At 38.0% G+C, this 22959-nt stretch carries 16 protein-coding genes; 6 read left to right on the forward strand and 10 right to left on the reverse strand.

The window, feature by feature from the left end:
• Positions 1–141 precede the first annotated feature (141 nt).
• Positions 142–2013, forward strand: coding sequence for a GNAT family N-acetyltransferase (locus H4J52_RS17180; RefSeq protein WP_182182025.1), 1872 nt, complete (start codon positions 142–144; stop codon positions 2011–2013).
• Entirely contained in the window at positions 2010–2963 is a 954-nt protein-coding gene (locus H4J52_RS17185; RefSeq protein WP_182182024.1) for a histone deacetylase family protein, read from the forward strand. Before H4J52_RS17180 ends, H4J52_RS17185 begins: the two co-directional genes overlap by 4 nt.
• A 79-nt stretch (positions 2964–3042) precedes the next feature.
• Here the strand turns inward: H4J52_RS17185 and H4J52_RS17190 are convergent, their stop codons facing one another.
• From H4J52_RS17190 to H4J52_RS17215, 6 genes are all read right to left on the reverse strand, one after another.
• A complete protein-coding gene (locus H4J52_RS17190; protein WP_259366515.1) occupies positions 3043–3960 on the reverse strand; it encodes a DUF808 domain-containing protein in 918 nt (305 codons plus the stop codon).
• Between the two features lie 197 nt (positions 3961–4157).
• On the reverse strand, positions 4158–4496 hold the full coding sequence (gene hpf / locus H4J52_RS17195; RefSeq protein WP_182182022.1) for a ribosome hibernation-promoting factor, HPF/YfiA family: 339 nt from the start codon (positions 4494–4496) through the stop codon (positions 4158–4160).
• A gap of 126 nt (positions 4497–4622) precedes the next feature.
• Complete coding sequence (locus H4J52_RS17200) at positions 4623–4967, reverse strand: YajD family HNH nuclease (RefSeq protein ID WP_182182021.1); 345 nt, start codon at positions 4965–4967, stop codon at positions 4623–4625.
• Positions 4968–5299: 332 nt separating this feature from the next.
• Entirely contained in the window at positions 5300–5977 is a 678-nt protein-coding gene (locus H4J52_RS17205) for a hypothetical protein (RefSeq protein ID WP_182182020.1), read from the reverse strand.
• A gap of 99 nt (positions 5978–6076) precedes the next feature.
• Positions 6077–7435, reverse strand: a complete 1359-nt coding sequence (gene yegD / locus H4J52_RS17210) for a molecular chaperone (protein ID WP_182182019.1) — start codon at positions 7433–7435, stop codon at positions 6077–6079.
• Positions 7436–7661: 226 nt separating this feature from the next.
• Complete coding sequence (locus tag H4J52_RS17215) at positions 7662–10394, reverse strand: M1 family metallopeptidase (RefSeq protein WP_182182018.1); 2733 nt, start codon at positions 10392–10394, stop codon at positions 7662–7664.
• 606 nt (positions 10395–11000) lie between these two features.
• Between H4J52_RS17215 and H4J52_RS17220 the strand changes: the two genes are divergently transcribed.
• The 3 genes from H4J52_RS17220 (at position 11001) to H4J52_RS17230 (ending at position 13281) form a co-directional block, all read left to right on the forward strand.
• The gene (locus H4J52_RS17220; RefSeq protein ID WP_182182130.1) at positions 11001–11438 is read left to right on the forward strand and encodes a DUF3083 family protein; all 438 of its coding nucleotides are present in this window, start codon (positions 11001–11003) and stop codon (positions 11436–11438) included.
• A 146-nt stretch (positions 11439–11584) separates the two neighbouring features.
• Positions 11585–12550 (forward strand): 23S rRNA (adenine(1618)-N(6))-methyltransferase RlmF, encoded by a 966-nt coding sequence (gene rlmF, locus H4J52_RS17225; protein WP_310649598.1) that lies wholly within the window; start codon positions 11585–11587, stop codon positions 12548–12550.
• A gap of 8 nt (positions 12551–12558) precedes the next feature.
• Entirely contained in the window at positions 12559–13281 is a 723-nt protein-coding gene (locus tag H4J52_RS17230) for a tRNA (adenine(22)-N(1))-methyltransferase TrmK (RefSeq protein ID WP_182223372.1), read from the forward strand.
• A 174-nt stretch (positions 13282–13455) separates the two neighbouring features.
• Here the strand turns inward: H4J52_RS17230 and hppD are convergent, their stop codons facing one another.
• From hppD to H4J52_RS17250, 4 genes are all read right to left on the reverse strand, one after another.
• Positions 13456–14511 (reverse strand): 4-hydroxyphenylpyruvate dioxygenase, encoded by a 1056-nt coding sequence (hppD, locus tag H4J52_RS17235; RefSeq protein WP_182182016.1) that lies wholly within the window; start codon positions 14509–14511, stop codon positions 13456–13458.
• A gap of 279 nt (positions 14512–14790) precedes the next feature.
• On the reverse strand, positions 14791–16596 hold the full coding sequence (locus tag H4J52_RS17240; protein ID WP_182225299.1) for a DEAD/DEAH box helicase: 1806 nt from the start codon (positions 16594–16596) through the stop codon (positions 14791–14793).
• Between the two features lie 505 nt (positions 16597–17101).
• The gene (locus tag H4J52_RS17245; protein WP_182182014.1) at positions 17102–19504 is read right to left on the reverse strand and encodes a Lon protease family protein; all 2403 of its coding nucleotides are present in this window, start codon (positions 19502–19504) and stop codon (positions 17102–17104) included.
• 118 nt (positions 19505–19622) lie between these two features.
• Entirely contained in the window at positions 19623–20108 is a 486-nt protein-coding gene (locus H4J52_RS17250; protein ID WP_182182013.1) for a zinc ribbon-containing protein, read from the reverse strand.
• 246 nt (positions 20109–20354) lie between these two features.
• Between H4J52_RS17250 and leuS the strand changes: the two genes are divergently transcribed.
• Positions 20355–22958, forward strand: coding sequence for a leucine--tRNA ligase (gene leuS, locus H4J52_RS17255; RefSeq protein ID WP_182182012.1), 2604 nt, complete (start codon positions 20355–20357; stop codon positions 22956–22958).
• Position 22959: the final 1 nt, after the last annotated feature.

Consider the following 22959-nt stretch of genomic DNA (forward strand, 5'->3'; position numbering starts at 1 on the left):
TAGATAATCAAGGGTTAAGACTAAGGTATAAGTCGATTTACAAGCACGTTACGTTATACTCAGTTGCCTTGATTATAATCAATAAAGTATTTCTCAGTTACGGCATACTTTATTTATCATCATTAATAAGAGCGACTTACTATGTCATTATTCGACCAAGACAAGAAAAAAGTAAAATGGGATCAGTTTCTAAAGTCCGGTAATCGAATTTTTATTGGCTCTAATGCCGCTGTTCCCAACGCCTTAATCGACGACTTAATTGCTAATAGCGCTAAATTACACGACATAGAAACGGTACATATTTTAACGCTCTCTGATAATAAGTGGGCGACGCCTGAACACAAAGATCTATTCAAAGTAAATGCGTTATTTATTGGTGGGAAAAATATTCGTGAAGCCATTGCTGAAGGCCGGGCTGATTACACTCCCAGCTTTATTTCTGATATTCCCCGCTTATTTCGTGAAAATGTTTTACCACTTGATGCCGCTTTAATCATGGTGAGTCCTCCAGATGAATATGGTTATTGCTCACTGGGTGTTAGTGTCGATATCGTCTCATCGGCAGTGAAATCAGCAACCTATGTTATTGCACAAATTAACTCAAAGATGCCACGCACTAATGGCCATAGCTTTGTTCATGTTAATCAGATACATGCATGGCTAGAAGCCGAGCAAACACTTCCTGTTTTCCCACAACCCACCATTGACCGTGTCGCAGAACAAGTAGGACAATATGTTTCAATGCTCATTGATGACGGCTCAACTTTACAAATAGGCATAGGAAAAATTCCTGAAGCCGTTTTACGGTATTTGGCGAACCACAAAGATTTAGGTATTCATAGTGAGATGATTTCTGATGGCGTGATTGACTTAATGCTCTCAGGTGTTATTAACAACCGTAAAAAAACCTTCCATAAAGGTAAAGCAGTACTGACCTTTTGTATGGGTACGCAACGCTTATATGACTTTGTTGACGGCAACCCTCATGTTGAGTTTTATCCATCAGAACATGTAAATTCACCTGTAAACATAGCAAAAAATGACAATATGATTTCTATCAATAGCGCCATTGAAGTAGATTTAACCGGACAGGTTGTTTCCGACTCAATTGGCTATCATTTTTACAGTGGCATTGGTGGTCAAGTTGATTTCGTGCGTGGTGCTTCATTAAGCAAGGGTGGTAGACCTATTATTGCGCTACCTTCTACAACTAAAGACGGTCAAATTTCTCGTATTGTCGCTCATATTACTGAAGGTGGCGGTGTGGTGACTTCTCGAGGCCATGTTGCTTATGTTGTTACCGAATATGGTATTGCCTCATTATTAGGTAAAAGTATCCGTGAAAGGGCTTTAGAGCTCATTCGTATTGCTCACCCTAAATTTCGCGAACAACTCTTAAAAGATGTCCGCAAAAACTATTGGGTGCCTGAATATCAAGAGGGTTCACCCACTTCCGTACCTGAATTAGGCGAAATAGAACTAAAGAAGTTCACCTTTGGCGAGATTAATTATTATTTGCGACCATTAGCTCCTGCTGATGAACGCCGCTTGCAAGAATTTTTCTATTCGCATACCAAACAAACATTGATCATGCGTTATAACCACCATGCTACGCAAATGACTCGTGAGAACGCTTGCAAGCTCGTGAGTGTTGACCAACATAAAGACTTAGCTTTGTGTTTTACCCAGCGCACTAATTTAGCTGATGTTATTCATGCGGTTGGCCGCTATTACTATATTGAGAGTCATAATTGTGGTGAGGTTGCTTTTGTTATCAGCGAAGATAAACGAGGCAAAGGAATGGCAAAAACGTTATTAGACGAAATAATAAAAATTGCCACTATACGACAATTAGATAAGCTTATTGCGTGTGTTCGCCGAGATAATGCACCTATGTTAAAGGTATTTGAAAAAGCAGGCTTTATTCGAAAGTATTCTGAAGAAATGGACGAACTTAACTTAGAGTTACAACTAGAACATACGAAAGCAGCAGACACAGAGGAAGCAAAATGACAGTTGGTATAATTGGTCATCATAAATGTAATGGTCACAACATGGGAGATTATCACCCAGAAAGTCCGAAAAGAATGGGGGCAATTCAAGATCAGCTCATACGTAGTGGTCTTGAATGTGTTATTCGACAATACGACGCCACCCCTATTGACCGAGATTTAATTTCACTCGCCCATGATACAAAATATATCCAACATATTTTTGATAATGCTCCAGATATAGACAACAAAGCAGCTATTTTTCGTATTGATGACGACACAAGTATGAATGCTGACACATTATCCGCAGCACTTTTATCGGCAGGCGCGGCAATTAATGCCGTTGATTTAGTGATGGATAAAACCTTAAATGCTGCTTTTTGTGCTACCCGCCCACCAGGACATCATGCAGAATATGATAAAGGCATGGGTTTTTGTTTTTTCAATAATATTGCTATTGCCGCCGCCTACGCAAAAGATAAATATCAATTAGAGCGCGTTGCTATCGTTGATTTTGACGTGCATCACGGTAATGGCACAGAAGATATCATTAAACGAGCAACAGCAAATAACAAAGAAGCCGGTTACTTATTCTGTTCAAGCTATCAGTACCCTTTTTATCCCTTTGAAATGCAAGAAAGTGATACGCCTCCTATTATTAATACGCCATTACCTGCAACGTGCAAAGGGCCTGAGTTTAGAGAAGCGATTAGTAAGCATTGGTTGCCTGCTTTAGAAAAATTCAAACCGCAAATTATTTTCATTTCAGCAGGTTTTGATGCTCACATTGAAGATGAGATGTCGCAAATCAGTCTAACTGAAAGCGATTATCGGTGGATCACCGATGCACTCAAGGTTATTGCTGATAAGCACAGCGAAGGTCGAATCATATCAATACTTGAGGGAGGCTATGCCTTAAGTGCTTTAGGAAGGAGTGTTGTTGAACATATTAAAGGCTTAATAGGTAACTAAGTAAAGTAAACATGTAGCTGGGCATATGAATATACGCCAGCTACATTGCGTTAAACATTATAGTGAAGATAATAAAAAATCAAGATGTCTTTTTAAGTGACTTCGCCAATGTTACCGCTAATAAAACGCTCCCTCCAGCCATAACACCTAAGATCCCTTCGATTAAAGTAGGTACAACAACCTCAGCCATAGTCCCTAAAAAATTAGCGAGGAATTCAACAAAATGGTGCAGCTTTTTGTGTAACCATGCAAAGCTATAGACTAAAATTTCACAACCCACAAGGAACATCGCAATGGTACCAACCACAGCTAACGTCTTCATTAACACTGGAGCGAAAATAAGTAAACCACGCCCTAAAGCACGTTGCATGGTATTAAATCGACCCGACACTGACTTTCTTAATAAATAAAGACCTAAATCATCAAGCTTTACAATACCGACAACAAGACCATAAACACCAAACGTAATAGTAAGTGCGAGCCCAAAAACTACCGCCACTTGAATGCCAAAAGTTGCTCCTTGCACCGTACCTAAGGCAATAACAACAATTTCGGCTGACAAAATAAAATCGGTGCGAATCGCACCTTTAATTTTTTCCTGCTCAAAAGCCACTAAATCGACACTTTCATCAACTAGCGCCAATAATTTTGTGTTATGCGCCTCTTTTTTACCTTGCTGGGAACGTTCATTTTGATGAAAAACCTTTTCAAAACCTTCAAAACATAAAAAGAGTCCGCCAATAACTAACAAAAAAGTAATCAAGGGTGGCGCAAAAGCACGAATAGCTAAAGCCGTTGGGACAATAATCAGTTTATTTAACAGCGAGCCTTTAGTTACAGCCCACACAACGGGCAACTCTCGGTCAGCTTTTACACCTGAAACCTGTTCAGCATTGAGTGCTAAATTGTCTCCAAGTACGCTGACAGTTTTCTTTGCTGCTACTTTTGATAATATGGCAACATCGTCAAGTAAGGTTAATAAACTTGACCCCGCCAATGGTTTCCTCACTGAAAACAACGTTAATTATAAACATCATCATTCTTTGCCATCCATGGCATCACGACATACCGTTCTTCCTGAACATGGTCATTCCTTGCCATCCATGGCATCACGACATACCGTTCTTCCTGAACATAAAAAAGGCTGCTTATAGCAACCTTTATCATTAACACTGCAAGCGAGTATAATTGCATTTACTCCACAAGTAAAAATGCATCTGACTGTTCAACTTGATACTTTTTATGTAACTTTGCGGCTAATACACCTTTACGATGCGCAAGGGCTGCTTGTAACTTCTTTGCGGCACTTGCAATAGCAGCATACAACTCTTTTCCTGATGCTTGTACGGAGATTTCACTACCTTCGTAGTGAGTAGAAACTTCTAATCGTTGTTGATGAGGCTCAACGGTAATAATTGAGCTAATACTCATAAGGCTTGGATAATGTTTGGCAATTTTTTGGAACTTGGCCTCAATTGACTGCTTGATGCCTTCAGTAATTTCAACATGGTGACCGGAAATATTTATTTTCATAATGTTACCTTTTACTAAGAAAGAAATTGTCTACACTTAATATACTCGGGGTTATACCAAGAAAAAACAATAGTAATTTACTAAAAAAATGAAAAAAAATTTGTAACCGTATTGAAATATAATAAATTATTTTTTAAGCATTGATTTTAAGTCAGCAAACGGATTATAAGTTGCGGTATCTTGGTTAGTATCACCTGCAATAACTTCAGTTTTATATTGCGCATGGTCGGTGTATTTAGCGTGCTCGTTATCATGACAATAAATGCATAACAGTTCCCAATTACTGCCATCGTTTGGGTTATTTGTATGATCATGATCAACATGATGTACGGTTAGCTCCATCAGGTTTGAATAAACAAACTCACGAGCACAGCGACCACACACCCAAGGGAATAATTTTAAGGCGCGGTCACGGTAGCCTTTTTCTTTTGACTTATAATTAAGGCTTGCGCCTAAGGTATCTGAGGACATAATTGACTGATATGGTATTAATGATAAGCTATTGTAAAATTATGCTTAAACATGTTCAATGCCTATTTCACTTCAATTGTATATCTAATATCTTGCATCACTATATTCCAATAAAGGTGAGCTCTAGATAAGACTTTTTAAAAGATTGCGGGTTATTTCACTTCAATTGTATATTCAATATCTTCTATCACCATATTCTAATGAAAGTGAGCTGTTGATGAGCATTTTTAAAAGATTGCGGATTATTTCACTTCAATTGTATATTCAATATCTTGTATCACCATATTCTAATGAAAGTGAGCTGTTGATGAGCATTTTTAAAAGATTGCGGATTATTTCACTTCAATTGTATATTCAATATCTTGCATCATGTTGCCATGAATAGCGGTTTGATGATGGTATTGCGCATTAAACTTTAGCGAATGTATTCCCTTAGACAAGGGTCTTAGCATGAGCCAATAACCATCTGTAGCGGCAGGATAAACTTTTTTTGTTGGTTCTATTTCTGCAAGGAGTTCATGTAAATCAAAACAATTATTTGATTTTATTCGATTATTGCGCATATTAGGAATTGAGTAACCGTTAAGTTCAGCATAAACAAAATATAATTCACTATTGTTTAATGCTGACTCTTGCTTTACTTCTTCACAGGTTCTACTGACATCCCTTTCTGGCCAATAGCCCATATTAATAATAGGAAAAAATATATATTTACCATAAGGAATAATGCAATGACGTTTGATTTTTGAGGTGCCATAACCCCCCGCTAAAAACCAAACATCACCACTTTGCTTAACATCACAATACTGCCCTGTTTTATCACGCACCGGCGAATTTTCATCCCCCATAGTGCGGGTCCACTGCCACCAAATATTTGCATATTGATGAAGCGCCTTGCCCGCAACAATTTCATTGGTTTTAACAGCGATTGACTGATAATTATTGGCCAAGCCACTGAAAGCAAAGAAGCAGTAAAAAAAACAAATAAAATTTAACGTTTTTGCATACATATCAATTCCTTTTTAAATGTAAACCAGTGACTACTCCTTATATTATTTTTAACATTGTTGCGCGTACAATTACAAGGTAATTGCACTAAAATCTCAATTTTATTGAAATACTTTTTCAGCCCAACGCGCTAAACCAACCGTTACACTACCAAAATGATCGCCAACAATCAGTGGAGTATTTGGCATTTGATCACGTAAGAACTGATTTAATACCGGTGATTTTGCTGAGCCTCCTGTCACAAAAATAACATCAGGTTGGCAATTTGCTTGCACAACACATTCATTCATCAAAAGAGCAATTTGCTTCAATTGAGCCGAACTTGCTGTTAACATTAAGGCACGACTTACCTCTACTTTTAAATTTCCAGCTAAATCATCAAGGTATATTTGCTGAGAATCATGTTCCGTTAACCCTATTTTTGCTTGCTCTGCCCCATTAACGATTCGATGACTTAATTTTTGCTGGTGTACCTTTAATAAACGCGAAAATACATCAGGCTGTTGAGCGTCACGTTGCAACGTTTGCAAATAACGATAATTTGCTTGGCTATAAAAATTAGTTTGTTCATTAATATTATTAATCGCCACGGCTTGATTAAAACTATTAACAGGCATAGGTTTACCAGTTTTCAACGTATCATTCATACCTAAGCTAGGCATTATGCCTTTTAACGCTAATTGGATATCAAAATCATTGCCGCCAATACGAACCCCCGTATGTGCGAGCAAATGCTGTTCTCTTGAAGCGCTGTCTTTGAATTTTGGTCCCATCAACAGCATTGAGCAATCGGTGGTACCACCGCCAATATCAACAACCAATACCTTAGTTTCTTCTTGTAAACTCGCTTCGTATTCAAAACCAGCAGCCACTGGCTCGTATTGAAATTCAACGCTCTTATAGCCGACTCTCTTAGCAGCATTCGATAAAATAGTTAATGCTTGACGATTACTCTCTTCACCTTTTAAGCCTTGAAAATTTATTGGCCGACCAATAACAGCTTGCGTTATTTCTTTTTGCTGATTTTCTTCTGCAAGTGTTTTTATATTACTCATCATTGCCGCAACAATGTCTTCAAACAAATTCACTTGGCTTTCAACTAAGCCACTTGCGCCTAAAAAAGATTTAGGTGATTTGATGTAATAACCTTCTTCAGGATCTTCCAAGTACAAATTTAAAGCCGCTTGCCCAAACGACAAATCACTTGGTATACCATCAAGCTTTAGCTCTCGTAATACATTTTGGCCTTTTCTTAACGGTAAAGCCCGTTGCTCTTTAAAAAGAGGCTGTTGTTCTTCATTTAATTGCTGACATAACCAATGAGCAATAATATCTCGACTCGGAGCATAAAGCGTTGAAGGAATATACTTACCATGTTCGCCTAAAGATAATATCTTTGGCTGGCCATTTTCCATTACTGCGACAGCACAATTTGAAGTGCCGTAATCAAAACCAATCATTGTTTATTTATACCACTGAGTCTAAAACGGGTCGCGTAGCATACTGGGCGAGTGGTTTATTTTCAACTCATTAATAAATTTCAATAGGTACAATCTCTTTGATAAAGCTGAAGTTTGAATATTTTTTCTTTTTTAGTTCAGTAACATCATGTAATTACATTTATTGTGATCAAAAAATAGCGTGATTGTTATCACGCTATTTTAATTTCAATATAAATAAATTTGGCTAAAATTGATTGTCTGCCTGCCTTAATACGATAGCACTACATATTTCAATTCGCTCTAAGGTTTTCGATAAGTTTCTTTCTAAACCGGGTATTTCATCAGTTTTCGGTGTAAAAAATGCTTTTACATCTTGCTGCATTGCTTTACTACAAAAACCATTCGCAATTAAAGGTGATTGTGACAAATATTGCTTAGGTATCAACAGACCAACCAGTTCAAAATTGCTTTTTACCCACAAGTACACTTTTTTAGTATTTTTCTTACGCTGCAAATGTGTGATTAATAGAGTAATACGTTCATTCACCCGCAATGAAAAAGAGGTGACTAAATCAAGTACCTTCTCACTAATAGCCTCATCTTCAGACATAGCGATAGCCACTAAAATTCGCTGCCTAAATGTACCGTCATCACTCTCATCGAGTAAGGTCAATAAATAATCAACAAATGGCATACCATGCACTTCTACAGCGCTAGCAAGTGCGATACCAATAGTATCAGGGTCAATACCTGTTGGATGAAGTTTCCCATCACCTTCTCCCTTACCCATCAATTCACCCGAATAGCCACTATAAGCTACACCCATTGCTGCCAGTTTTTTAAGCAACGCTGGTTGCTTTAAGCCCATAGACATTAAACTGACTATTTGCATACGCAACATTTTTGCGTCATTAGGGTGAGTTCTATCTAATTCAGTGTCAGGTTTTAGACCGACGCGATCCAATACCGGCTGATATAGCTCGCTGAGATAATCGAGTAATATTTGTTGTTGTTCTCCCTTAGCAATTCGCTCTGCTATAAACTTTATCATGCCAACTGGCTGGGTAACTAAATCCCAATCATCTGCGCCAGCAAAAGGCGCTATAGCATTGATATAGGTTTTCACATCAATACGCCCCGCTTCAAATTCAGCAGTAAGCATACTGGCAATACTGTATTTCTCTGAAGCATTAACTCGTGACATATTTGCTAATAGCGATGACAACTTATCGTCGGGTAATGACCAACGATAATAGCCTTTACCTGATAAATTGGGCATGACCGCAACCGGACATTCCGAATTTTCAAGCGTTAATGTCGACTGAGTATCCGTCATCAACATACAACTTTTACTGTTCTCACTTTTTCCTATAACATTCAAACACACGGGTAACGTCCAAGACTTTTGCTTAGATGAACGCGCCCCAACAGGTAGGTAACGCTCTTGCGTCAAGCTAAAGTGCACTCGATTGTTATTACATTCATAATCAACATTAACTAAAGGCACACCTTGTTGATTTAAAAAACTGTTAAACGCTTCTTTAATATTTTCTTGCTTTGAAAAAGCTTCGATTTCACCAATAAAATCTTGAGCAGACGCATGACCAAAAGCATATTTTTTCATATAAGCACGCACACCTTTTTGAAAACTTTCTGGCCCAACGTAAGCTTCAAACATTTGTAATACCGCACCACCTTTTTGATAAGTAATACCATCAAAAGCATTGTCAATATCACCATTGTGCCTGATCGGTTCTCTAATCTGCCTGGTATCGGCATAGATATCTTGATTCATAACGCCGTGGCCGCCACGTACCATAGCGCGCTCAAAACCAAACTCAGGATTCCATTTTTGCATTGTCATATTTGCCATCCAAGTAGCAAACGATTCGTTTAACCATAGATCATCCCACCAACGCATCGTGACTAAATTTCCAAACCATTGATGAGCTAATTCATGTGCATGTGTACCAACATAACTTTGTTGTTGGCTTAGCGAAGGATTGTCACCTAATAATAATAATTGTTCTCGGTAGGTGATCAATCCTGCATTTTCCATAGCTCCAGCGCTGAAATCAGGCACCGCGACTATATCAAGCTTTTCGTAAGGATATGGCATATCAAAATAAGCTTCTAATGCGGCTAAAATACTTGCGGTATTTGCTAAAGCATATTCCATTTCCTTGCCTTTTCCTTTTGTGGCAATACCACGAAAAGGGATTTCCCGATCACGTATCTTAGAAACTGGAATATTGGTGTAGTTAACGATATCGACTTCGCCAACGACAAAAGCAATTAAGTAAGTAGGCAGTGGTTTAGTGGTGCTAAACGTCAGTTTTTTAAAACCATCACTTAATGATTTTTCATTTATTTGCGGAGTATTCGTAACACCTTGATGATGTGACTTTACCTCTAGTTGAATATCAAAGGGGGTTTTAAATCGTGGTTCATCAAAACTTGGAAAAGCACGACGTGCATCCGTTGCTTCAAATTGACTAAATACATAAGCAAGTCCAGCTTCTTCAACTTTATACAAACCTGCTAAGTCATCCGCTAATTGCCCTGAAAATTCGATAGAAATAATACCGTTTTGAGCCGCTAGCAATTGCGACGACACTAGGCTAACAACACCAGAGTGTCCCATTTCCTCATAAACGAGAGGTAACGTTTCTCCTTGCTCTGACGTAAAGCTTGCAAGGCTAACGTCAAAGTCTTTGCCATGTAACCAAAGCTGTTTGAGATCTTCAGTTAGCGTAACACTTATTGCCACGCTACCTGAAAAACGTCCTTCTTCTGGATTAATACGCAATGATAAATCGTAATGTGTCGGTATAATATTGTCAGGTAACTGTCCTTGTGGTGAAACAGCTTGCTCTGCTAAATCATTTTCATTTTTCCAATTACTGTATTGGTTATACCCCATAACACCAACAATAATAATGACAATGACCAGTAATCCTTTAAATAGCTTTTTCATAATGCTCCTATAGTTTTTATTATTCATTTAACGCAGCTGCGCTTAATTTTATTATTTTTCTATTGATGACAAATCAGATAGTAAAGAATTTACACACGTTTATCTATAAAGAGAGTGAAAACATCAAATCGTGTTTTTCTTCATTAAGGGTGCATATCTTTTTGATGCCATGTGACTTAATACGATTTAGCTAATAAAAAACGCTTATTACCGAAAAATAGATAACATAATGAAAAACAATAGATATTATTAATTTTAAAGTTTTTAGCATAAAGAAAAGACCATCACCCTAACCTTTTTTTAGATCATATGAATAAAAGTCTTACTTGCTACAATGTCTTCAGATTTATTACCCATTCAATAAGGACATCAAATCTCTATTTCTCGTTCTCGCAATAATCAGCACAAAGTTTATATTCCATCCTCTGCGCACTAACCAATATTTATTCGTTAACTTTCCAGTCACTGACGAACTGATCAACCTAAACAAGTAATTAATTGATAAGACCAGTGAACAACCCTAACAAAAATTCTACTCACAATTAGTCTTCCTGACAAAAGAGATTTATTTACCTATATGGTAGCTGACTTACCCATTAACCGTGTATCAAAGAACGGCTTAATGTCGAAAAATTAAAAGCTAAACCTTATCAACCCTTGTATGATTTAATCAGCCGTACTTTTATTGAGTCCGCTAATAAACAGCACTTATTTGAACGTGCTATTTTAGCAAATGGTTTAACACCTATCGTTAGAAGTCGTTTAGAAGAAGATCACAAAGCGGCAGGTGAGTTACAAAAATTAAGCGTCAACCCATTTGAACCCAATAATATCTTTACCCTGCACTTCGATGGCGATTGCTTAGATGATTCAGTACAATTTATGATCATCGCTACAAAAGATTATAAAATGAGCCAAGGATACGGTAAATTCCTTAACTTGGTAGAACAAGCCTTTCGTGCGACGGCTGAAAAACTTAATTATGTAACGACTAAAGAAGAGTCGGTTATTCGTCTGCATCAATACCTTGATTATGACCTTTAAGGGATTTAGAAAAAGATCATAATATAACGTTTGCCGCATTATATTTATAAGCGGCAGATCCCTTTACAAAATGCCTAAATTTGATGTGGTATGGCTATAAAGGAAGTGATAAAATTCTCTTTGTTATTTATGAGCAGAGAAAATTCGTGACATTAAAAAAAAATTTACACCCAAACAACCGTCATAATAACGGTTATGACTTTTTAGCACTCTGCCAAGCATCCCCGGCATTAAAGCCGTTTGTCCATACCAATAAATATCAAAACTTGTCGATAGACTTTGCTGATGCTAACGCGGTAAAAGCACTTAACCAAGCATTATTAAAGCACCATTATCATATTAAGCAATGGGATATTCCAACAGGATATTTATGCCCTCCGATCCCAGGTCGTGTTGACTATATTCACTACCTAGCTGACTTATTATCAGCAACACTTCCAACAACTTTAACCATGGATAAAACGAAAGTCTCTGTGCTTGATATAGGCACCGGTGCAAGTTGCATTTATCCTATTTTAGGGCAGCGTGAATATCAATGGCAGTTTACAGCTAGCGATATAGACCCAACTTCAATTATTGCTGCCCAACATAATATTTCAGCAGATACACAACTAAAAAAATCAATTGTTTTTCGCTCACAGCCCAATGCAGCACAAATCTTTAAGGGCGTTGTTCAAGAAAATGATCGCTTTGAATTAACACTGTGTAACCCACCTTTTCATCGCTCTCTGGCTGAAGCAACCAAAGGTTCTACGCGCAAAGTTAAAAATTTAGCGGCTAATAAAAAAGGTGAGAAAATCGCCTCAAGTGCGAATAAAACTGTACCGTTAAATTTTGGCGGTCAAAATGCTGAATTGTGGTGCCAAGGCGGAGAGCTTTCCTTTATTAATAACATGATAAAAGAGAGTAAGAATATAAAAAATCAAGTACTCTGGTTTACTTGTTTAGTCTCAAAAAAAGAGCATCTAAGCCAACTAAAGCTGTCACTAAAAAAAGCAAATGCTAAGCAAGTAAAGGTTGTTGATATGGCGCAAGGGCAAAAAATCAGTCGTTTTATAGCTTGGAGTTTTTTGGATGAGACTCAACAAAAAAACTGGTTTGATTTGGTTTAAGTTTATCAATGAAAAAAATCAGTCATCGTTTGCAAAAAATAGACCGTATGGTCAGCACTCACTACCAAAGTATTTGGGATTGTTGCTGTGATCACGGTTTTTTGGGATTAACGTTATTAAAACGCCAAGCGGCAGACACCATTCATTTTGTTGATATTGTCCCCTCACTAACAACACACCTTGAATCTGTATTACAACAGCACTTTAGTAGCGACGACTACCTTCATCGCTGGCAGGTACATTGCCTTGACGTCGCAAAACTACCACTAACAAACCAAGACAAACAATTAGTGATCATTGCCGGAGTGGGTGGTCAGTTACTCATTCACTTTATTAAAGAGATCATAAGTCACTTTCAGCAGATAGCACCTGTGAATTCAATCAGTGACATCGAGTTTATGCTTTGTCCGGTGCATTACAATTATCAAGTAAGACAAACGCTGATCGCCGATCACTGTACCTTAATTGATGAATATATCGTAACTGATAACAAGCGTTTCTATGAAGTTATTCATGTAAAAAAAGAATTTGGCATATCTGCCGATATCCATAGACCCTTAAATAAAATATCGCCAACAGGTGATATAATGTGGGACTTGTCGATGAAATCTCATCAGCAATATTTAGCGAAAACTATCAACCATTATCAACGCATGTTACTAGCGAAAAAAAGTGATGAGCAGATAAAAATTAAACATATTATTAAACAATATTCTAACTTGCTCACTTGAGCAGGTTGAAATACATACAACTGACCTTGCCTAAATACCCCCATCCTTGTAGATATCAATTAAACACTTTAATTTATTTTCCTTGCCCGCAACAAAATAAAAAACTCAAAAAAGTGATATAAAAAAGGTCTGCATAAGCAGACCTTCAATAATAGCGCTAGCAACTGTTATAAACTAAACAGTGCCCTTTTCCATTTGGTTTAGCTCGATAGATTTAAATAAAGCAGTAAAGTTACCTTCACCAAAACCTTGATCATCAACGCGTTGGATCATCTCGATAAAAATAGGGCCAAAGATGTTTTTAGTGAATATTTGTAATAAGTACGAATTTTCTTTCTGGCTATCAACAAGAATCTGATGATCTTGAATACGTTTGTGGTCTTCTTTAACCCAAGGGATACGTTTGAAAACATCATCGTAGTATTCAGGGACAATATCAAGCGTATCAATAATATTCTTATCAAGCTTATCTAAAGAGCCAACTAAATCGTCACTGATAAACGCTAGATGTTGAACACCTGGACCATTGTACTCATCTAAGTACTCATCGATTTGATTGTTTTTCTTGCCTTTACCTTCATTAATCGGTAAACAAAAAGTGCCACAAGGTGATGCTAACGCATAAGAAACTAGGGCCGTTTTCTCACCTTTAATATCAAAGTAACGCACATCAGTAAAGCCAAAAATGTCTTTATAGAAATTAGCCCAATGCTCCATAGTACCTTGATGAACATTGTTCGTTAAATGATCAACACGTAAAAAACCTTTATCTTCGTTAATCACTGGAGCGTCAATCGGTTCAAAATCATCTTCGTAGATAGAACCTGGATTTGTCGTTGAGGCTGCAAATTTTTCAATAAAGTAAATTAAGCTGTCGCCAATACCAAAAATAGCGGGGTATGGTAATTTATTTTCTTCATTGGCCGCAGATTTAGCGCCACGCTTAATAGCTTCTTCAAAAGCAAAATCAGCATTATCAACACGCCAGCCCATAGAACAAATAGCAGGACCATGACTTTTAGCAAACTCTTTTGAAAAACCTGCTTTTTCATTATTTAATAAAAAATGAATATCATTTTGATTAAAGTAATCAATATCACGACCTTTAAACGTTTTCGTTTTTGAAAAACCAAAACCATAAAATGCGTTTTCCATAAAATCTGAGTCAGGTGTTGCATATTCAGTGAATTCTATACCACGAAGGTTAAGTGGGTTTTTTACATCTGTCATGTTTATCTCTCTTAAAGAACCATTGTAGGCATTATCACTAGCTTTGCGTCGAAGAGAAAGCGATTAACAAATCTAACAAGGCACTGGCGCGTAACAAAAAATGTACGAGTAATATGCTCGGAATTTATTCGACGTGAGGACAGACCATATAGTACTTACAGAACAGGTGTTCACTTATGTGTACAACTGTATTTCACCGTAAAACATTCACCAGCTTTGGCAAATTACAGGCATAAAAAAAGGTACGATATACGTACCTTTTTATTATTTATTTATCGACTAGCTAGGACGATTAGAACGCTCTTGACGTTTACGAGGACGGTCAGTTGTTGGTGTAGATTCAACCGTCTTAACATCTGAAACCGTAATTTCTAACGATTGACGACGAATTTTAACACGCTTTAATTGGTCAAATGACTTCTCAGGCATGCCTTTTGGTAACTGAACATAAGTATGCTTGTCATGTAAGTTAATAGCACCAATGTAGCTGCTGTCTAATGAGATTTCATTCGCGATTGCGCCAACAATATCACCAGGACGAGCGCCATGCTCTTTACCTACTTCTAAGCGGTATGTCTGCCAATCAACATCAGTACGGTTAACTTTAACTTTACGAGGAGCACGTTCACCACCACGCTCAGCGCCACGTTCACCACCGCGTTCATTTCTGCCACCACGACTTTCGTTACGACCACCGCGATCACCACGGTCACTTCGACTATCACTACGTTCACGAGTTTCGCGACGAGGCTTAGGATCTTCTTTTGGTTGTAATGGCTGATTTAATTGTTTTTGGAACAATAAAGCTGCAGCTAAGTCAGTCATAGAAAGCTCTGATTCATTCGCCATAGCTTCAACAATTTCACGCATGTTTGCTAAATCTTTATCTGCAACAATTTGTGCCATTTCAACACGTGTACGTTCAATACGTTTCTTACCAATTTCTTCTATGTTTGGTAATTCATAAGTGTTAATAACACCTGATGTTAAACGTTCATAATGACGTAAAGAGTGCATTTCGCGAGGGCGAACAAATGCAATTGACATACCTTCACGACCGGCACGACCTGTACGACCGATACGGTGAACATAAGCTTCATTGTCACCTGGTAAATCATAGTTAACCACTAAAGAGATACGTGGAATATCTAAGCCACGAGCAACAACGTCTGTTGCTACCAATATAGATGACTTACCTGATTTCATTTGATCAATACAACGTTCACGCTGTGCTTGGTTCATATCGCCGTTCAACGCTAATGCAGGGTAACCAGCACGTTCTAATTGTTCAGCAACTTCTACCGTATCGCTACGAGTACGTACGAAGACTATCATCGCATCGTAATCAACGATTTCAGCTATACGTTCTAAAGCAGTAATTTTACGAATGCCACTCACTTTCCAAGCAAATTGAGAAATATTTGCTTTTGACTGTTTAACGGCAGCAATTTTAATATGTTCTGGATCTTTTAAGAAACGGTTAGCAATTTTACGAATTGCTGGTGGCATAGTTGCAGAGAACAAAGCCATTTGCGTCGTTTCTGGTAAATGGTCAAGTATCCACTGGATGTCTTCAAGGAAACCCATGTTAAGCATCTCGTCAGCTTCATCAAGTACACAAAAAGATAAGTTACCTAGTTTTAGACTTTTACGACGTAAGTGATCCATTAAACGACCAGGTGTTCCAACAACGACTTGAGCGCCACGCTCTAATTGTTGAAATTGTGGTTGGTATGATTGACCACCATATAAAGTAGCAACCAATAAACCTTTCATATTTTTACCAAAGCTTTCGATCGCTTCAGCAACTTGCATTGCTAATTCACGTGTTGGCGCTAAAACCATTAATTGTGGTTTTTTCAATGACACATCAATTTTGGCAAGAGCAGGTAAACCAAAAGCAGCAGTTTTACCTGTACCTGTTTGTGCTTCACCTAATACATCTTTCCCGGCTAATAATGGGGGAATAGTTTTTGCTTGGATATCCGTTGAATTTTCAAAACCAATAGATTTTACAGCAGATAATAAAGTTTCAGGCAAGCCTAAAGAATCAAAGCTCACAGGAGCATCGTTAGAAGTAGTCATAAATTTTGTCTTCTCTTGTGGCGGAATAGATTAAAAATAACCAAAACATTCCGCGTTATATACGAGGAAACCACCAGGAAGACTTAAGGCACGTTCACTAAAGAACATAGGGCTAATAATGAATATTAGCTAAGAAGTCTATTGGGCGGAAAACCCCACTCATTTCGTATAACCGGTGTGAAAGATATAATTCAAGTCAGAATCACCGTTAACGAGGCGCGCATTATACTGACATTTATTCATTGTTCAAGTAATATATATCAATTCGTTCAAAAAACACTCGAAAAAGTGTATTTACTCCAAATACAATAAATAATAGGGTTGGCGAGTTGATTCTTTAAAATGGAACCCAATGCTTAAAGGATAAATACAGATAAATTTCCTCCATAGCCTGTAATATATTGGTGGGACTATGTAAGTATTAACATACCTTTATATAAGAACAGGCCAGTAGTTTATATGTGTGGCCTGTATTAGCGTCGTTCAAAGGCAGATGATATTTTAATTATTCGTCAGTGCCATTTAACAAATCAGAAAAAAGAGACAGTTTATTTAAGACCAAGCCATGAATCGATTTTCGAGGATAACGCCCTGTTCTACTAATTTCTCCAGCAGGTTCGTTCATGAGTAATTCTAGCGCTTGGTCAATATCTTCAACGGCATAAATGGCAAATTGATTATTTTTAACCGCTTCTATTACATCATCAGCTAGCATAAGGTTGTTGACATTAGTACGAGGAATAATAACCCCTTGCTTCCCAGTTAAACCTTCGTCTTGACATAAACGATAGAAACCTTCAATTTTTTCATTAACGCCGCCAATAGATTGCACACCTCCGTGCTGATTAATCGACCCAGTAATAGCAAGACCTTGTTGAATAGGCAGTAACGAGATAGCAGAAATGAGTGCACAAAGCTCAGCCATTGAGGCACTGTCGCCATCAATATGTCCATAAGACTGTTCAATAGCCAAATTAGCTGAAATTGACACGGGGAATCCTTGGCCATATTTATGCCCTAAATATCCGGTGAGTAATAGCACTCCTTTGGAATGAATAGACTTACCTAAATCAACTTCTCGCTCGATATCGGTAACCCCTTCGCTACCGGCATAAACCGTTGCCGTAATTCGTGCTGGCGTACCAAAAACACTGTCCCCTATTTCTAGCACCGTTAAACCATTAACCTTGCCGATATGATGACCTTCAGTATCAATGAGGACTTGCTTTTCTTTTATTTCACCTAACCATGCCTCGCTCATTCGGCCTGTTCTGCGTTGTTTGGCCGCGAGTGCTAAGGCGACATGATTTGCCGTTAGCTCGCCTTGACTCCCTGCTTGCTTCCATAAGTAGAAAGCTTCATCAAGCAAATCGTTTACTTGGACAATATTGGCTGAAATTTTTTGTTGATGCTCTGCGCGTCTTAGTGCATAACGCACTAACTCTAATACGGCTTCATTACTCACATGTGGGTAATTATATTTGTAAGCACGCTGGCGTATTAAATGAGCATAATCATTGAGATTATCTTCATTGCTTTCAAGATATTGATCAAAATCAGCTAAGACACGAAATAATTCGGTAAACTCTTGATCGTAGTCTTGCAGCATATAATAAATTTCAGGATCACCGAGTAATATCACCTTAACGTTTAATGGTATTTTTTCAGGTTGTAAACTAAACGAACCCGGTTGACTATATTCGGAATAAGGATTTTCAATGGTAATTTCTTGAGACTTAAGCGCTAACTTTAACCGAGCCCACACAAGCGGTTGGTTGAGGAGTTTATCTGCCTCTAAAATTAAATAACCGCCGTTAGCTTTATGCAGCGCCCCTGCTCTTATTAATCGATAGCTGGTATAGGTACTTCCTTGAAAACTTGCAAAGTCGACGTGACCAAATAAATTTTGAAAAGTCGGATTTTGCTCATAAATCACCGGAGCACCAGCATCGGGTTCTCGCGAAACTAATAAATTAGGCAAAAATTGCTCAACCATTAATTTTCGAGCATCGTTGTCGTTTCTATTTTCAACACTTTCATCAACAAGAATTTCTAAAACTGTATCAACCACATGACTTTTAACTTTTGATAGGTACTTCAGCACACCAATATTACTGGCAAATTCAAGCTCTAATTCTTTTAAGAATGGACGGATGGCTTGTTCAGCTGTTTCATTTTTTAACTTGCGTAACTTATCAGAAGAAATCCGTTTCCATTGTGGTAATTCAATAAGCTTCTCAGACAGAAGGTTCTCTAACTTTTCTAACAATAAATAAAAATCAGCTCGTTTTCCTTCGTCTAATCCCGCGAACTCTTTGTCATTTAAAGGTTTACCGTCAACTAAAGGTGAAAAACCAATTTCGCCACTTTCTTCATAAAGTAAAACATTATCTTTTAAAGCACTCTCTTCTACTTCAGTAATAGCTTGATCGTATTTTTTATTAAACGCTCTATCTACAGCTGATTTTTGTCGCTGATAGCTTGGATTGTCAAAAATCTCTGGAAATAAGTCTAATAACTCATCAATAAAAGTATTGATACGAGCCAGCAGTTGTTTGCCATCACCGGGGCTTACATAAAGTTTATGAGGAGCATGAACGTCATCAAAGTTATTGATGTAACACCATTCATACGGGGTTTCTTTATTTCCAGCCGTTGTCGCTAACATTTGCTTGATTAAGGTTTGTCGGCCAGTGCCATGCTCCCCCATTGCAAAAACATTAAAACCAAGAGCCTCCATTGACAAACCAAATTCAAGCGCTTCTTTAGCACGAGCATGACCAATAATAATTTGTTCAACATCAGGTGTAACTTCAGCATAAGAGAACTGCTCAGCAGATAACTGAGCAGTGAGTTTTTCAATGGGTAAACGCGTGACTGAAGACGTTAACTTAACGGAAGAAGGCATACAATATCTCACTGATAACGCTTAAAAAAAAAGCGTGTGCTGGTTAATAAATTTAATATTGACAGTGTACGCTGATTTTAAATAATTAGTAAATTTTAGTCGTATTTCATCCTTGATATTAAGGAGAAAAAGGTAGCCGAATGAAGGTTCCACTACCACAAACAAAACAATCAGCTACATCAGAGGCATGATTATAAGTTATTTTTTCTTTACAGTTTTGACATTCTAATAAACCAAAACCAATAAAGTCACCACTTTTATATTCACCATGATGCTTAAAGTCATCATCAAGCTCTGACCATTCAACTTGTGACTTATCAGTGATCGATTGCATATTTTGCCAGAAAGATTCATTTAATAAGCCTAAATAGAGTGAATGTTTAGCTTGTGCTTCGTTTTGCGTAATAAATTCTTTTAAATCAAGGCGTAAGTTATTAACGAACTGCTTAACCTTCTCTTCAGGTAATTCCTCTGCCGCTTTAAGGTATAACTTACTGTGTTCAACGCCCTCAACAATATCAGTAATTTCATGCTGATTAACGTCCTCAGCCCAGGTAACTAACGCTTGGTACAGATCTTGAAAAACACTATTTTTTGATTTCATAATAGACTCCTTGATGATTTATATTAAGTATAGTCGTAACATAATTTATAGAAAAAATTAATCACATAAACTTGTTAAAACTAAGACATATAGCGGTAACACACTAATATCCTGAAAACAGTATCTTGATGTGACACAGGTATATAAGGTATTCTATCGCCATTATTTTTATGCGTTCATGATCGCGGTCAATTTATATCGACAAGCTAATGAACACCACATTCTAAAGTGTTTGAGAAATCTTTAATGGAATCCATTTACAACCCCCAAGCTATCGAAGCGCAAGTTCAGCAATTTTGGACTGAAAACAATACCTTTAAAGCCGAAGAAAAGCCCGGCCAAGAAAAATTCTACTGTCTTGCTATGTTCCCTTATCCTAGTGGACGTTTACATATGGGGCACGTGCGTAATTATAGTTTAGGCGATGTTATTTCTCGCTATCAACGCTTGCAAGGTAAAAACGTTATGCAACCTATGGGTTGGGATGCATTTGGTTTACCTGCAGAAAATGCCGCAATTAAAAACAAAACAGCGCCAGCAAAATGGACCTATGAAAATATTGATTACATGCGTAACCAATTAAAGTCATTAGGCTTTGCATACGACTGGAGTCGTGAATTAGCAACCTGTAAAAAAGATTATTATAAGTGGGAACAATGGTTCTTTACGCAGCTTTATGAAAAAGGTTTAGTTTACAAAAAGAATGCTACGGTAAATTGGGACCCTGTTGACCAAACAGTGCTTGCCAATGAACAAGTTATTGACGGCCGTGGTTGGCGTTCAGGTGCCCTGGTTGAACGAAAAGAGATTCCGCAGTGGTTTATAAAAATCACTGATTATGCTGAAGAGTTATTAACAGATTTAGACCAACTGACGGAATGGCCTGAACAAGTTAAAACCATGCAACGTAACTGGATTGGTCGCAGCGAAGGCATTGAGATGACCTTCCAAGTTGAAGGTTCAGACGAAAGTTTTGATATCTACACGACACGCCCCGATACATTAATGGGTGTCACTTACGTCGCACTTGCCGCGCAACACCCGTTGGCATTAGCTGCTGCTAAAAATAACAGCGCATTAAGCGATTTTATTGCTGAATGTAAAACAAATAAATCTACCGAAGCTGACATGGCGACGATGGAGAAAAAAGGTGCTGACACTGGCCTTAAAGCCATTCACCCTTTAACCGGTGAAATTGTGCCAATTTGGGCCGCAAATTTTGTTTTAATGGATTACGGATCAGGCGCTGTGATGTCTGTACCTGGACACGACCAACGTGACTTTGAATTTGCCACTAAATACAACTTAGCCATAACCCAAGTTATTGCCGGCACAGAAAGTGACGATTTTAGTCAAGCGGCGATCACCGAAAAAGGCACGTTAATTAATTCTGGTGAATTTGACGGTTTAGAATATGAAGCGGCTTTTAAAGCGATTTCAGAAAAACTGATCAGCGAAAACAAAGGCAGTGTAAAAGTTAATTATCGTTTACGTGATTGGGGCGTTTCTCGACAACGCTATTGGGGTACACCTATTCCAATGATGCACTTAGCTAATGGAGAATCTGTAGCTGTGCCTGTTGACCAACTCCCGGTTGAGTTACCTGAAGATGTCATCATGAATGGTGTAACGTCACCGATTAAAGACAACCCTGAGTGGGCAAAAACCACTTATAATGGCGAAGAGGCATTTCGTGAAACTGATACTTTTGATACCTTTATGGAATCGTCTTGGTATTATGCGCGTTACTGTTCACCAAATGACGACACGCAGATGCTCGATCCTGCTAAAGCAAATTATTGGTTACCTGTTGACCAATACATTGGTGGTATTGAACATGCTATTTTACATTTATTGTATGCACGCTTTTTCCATAAATTATTACGTGACGCAGGTTTAGTAAACTGTGACGAACCGTTTAAAAAGTTATTATGCCAAGGCATGGTATTGGCTGACACTTATTATCGTGAAGCGGAAAATGGCGGACAAGATTGGATTTCACCTACTGATGTAGACGTTGAGCGTGACGAAAAAGGCGCAGTAACTGCAGCGATTAGCAAGCTTGATGGCCAACCTGTTATTTCTGCAGGCATGAGCAAAATGTCAAAGTCTAAAAACAACGGCATCGACCCACAAGAGGTTATCGGTAAATATGGCGCAGATACCGTGCGTTTATTCATTATGTTTACGTCTCCGCCAGAGCAAACGTTAGAATGGTCTGACTCAGGTGTTGAAGGCGCACACCGCTTCTTAAAACGTGTTTGGAAACTTGCCTTTGATTTTAGCGAACAAGCCAAAGAACACGGCAAAATTCCTGCGTTAAGCCAATTAACCTTGAATGGCGCGCAGAAAAAATTACGCCGTGAGTTACATAAAACAATAGCGAAAGTGAGTGATGACATTGGCCGCAGAAATACCTTTAATACCGCTATCGCTTCAATTATGGAATTAATGAACCATTTGTCGAAAGCTAAATTAAACACGGTTGAAGACAGAGCTGTCATGCAAGAAGCAGTTCGTGCCGTGATTGTTATGCTAACGCCAATTACGCCTCACATGTGTCACGAGGTTTGGAAAACATTAGGTGATGATAAAAGCAATAACGCCTCAATTGAAGAAGCGTCTTGGCCAATCGTTGATGAAAGTGCTTTAGTTGAAGATGAAAAATTAATCATTGTTCAAGTCAACGGTAAAGTACGTGCAAAAATTACCGTTTCAGCAACAGCAAGCAAAGAAGAAGTTGAAGCTTTAGGCCTAGGCGACGAAACAGTAACCCGTTTTATTGATGACAAAACGATACGTAAAGTCATTTACATACCCGGTAAACTTTTAAACATTGTTGCTAACTAAT

Source organism: Colwellia sp. MB02u-14 (assembly GCF_014076915.1).
In the GTDB taxonomy this organism is placed as follows: domain Bacteria; phylum Pseudomonadota; class Gammaproteobacteria; order Enterobacterales; family Alteromonadaceae; genus Colwellia_A.

What these genes read in the sequence shown, in the direction of transcription:
- H4J52_RS17205 (WP_182182020.1), bottom strand. Translation starts at nt 5,977, where the DNA reads ATGTATGCAAAAACGTTAAATTTTATTTGTTTTTTTTACTGCTTCTTT.
- H4J52_RS17250 (WP_182182013.1), bottom strand. Translation starts at nt 20,108, where the DNA reads ATGAAATCAAAAAATAGTGTTTTTCAAGATCTGTACCAAGCGTTAGTT.
- H4J52_RS17230 (WP_182223372.1), top strand. Translation starts at nt 12,559, where the DNA reads ATGAAAAAAATCAGTCATCGTTTGCAAAAAATAGACCGTATGGTCAGC.
- H4J52_RS17245 (WP_182182014.1), bottom strand. Translation starts at nt 19,504, where the DNA reads ATGCCTTCTTCCGTTAAGTTAACGTCTTCAGTCACGCGTTTACCCATT.
- hppD (WP_182182016.1), bottom strand. Translation starts at nt 14,511, where the DNA reads ATGACAGATGTAAAAAACCCACTTAACCTTCGTGGTATAGAATTCACT.
- H4J52_RS17215 (WP_182182018.1), bottom strand. Translation starts at nt 10,394, where the DNA reads ATGAAAAAGCTATTTAAAGGATTACTGGTCATTGTCATTATTATTGTT.
- H4J52_RS17200 (WP_182182021.1), bottom strand. Translation starts at nt 4,967, where the DNA reads ATGTCCTCAGATACCTTAGGCGCAAGCCTTAATTATAAGTCAAAAGAA.
- H4J52_RS17180 (WP_182182025.1), top strand. Translation starts at nt 142, where the DNA reads ATGTCATTATTCGACCAAGACAAGAAAAAAGTAAAATGGGATCAGTTT.
- H4J52_RS17185 (WP_182182024.1), top strand. Translation starts at nt 2,010, where the DNA reads ATGACAGTTGGTATAATTGGTCATCATAAATGTAATGGTCACAACATG.
- hpf (WP_182182022.1), bottom strand. Translation starts at nt 4,496, where the DNA reads ATGAAAATAAATATTTCCGGTCACCATGTTGAAATTACTGAAGGCATC.
- leuS (WP_182182012.1), top strand. Translation starts at nt 20,355, where the DNA reads ATGGAATCCATTTACAACCCCCAAGCTATCGAAGCGCAAGTTCAGCAA.
- H4J52_RS17240 (WP_182225299.1), bottom strand. Translation starts at nt 16,596, where the DNA reads ATGACTACTTCTAACGATGCTCCTGTGAGCTTTGATTCTTTAGGCTTG.
- yegD (WP_182182019.1), bottom strand. Translation starts at nt 7,435, where the DNA reads ATGATTGGTTTTGATTACGGCACTTCAAATTGTGCTGTCGCAGTAATG.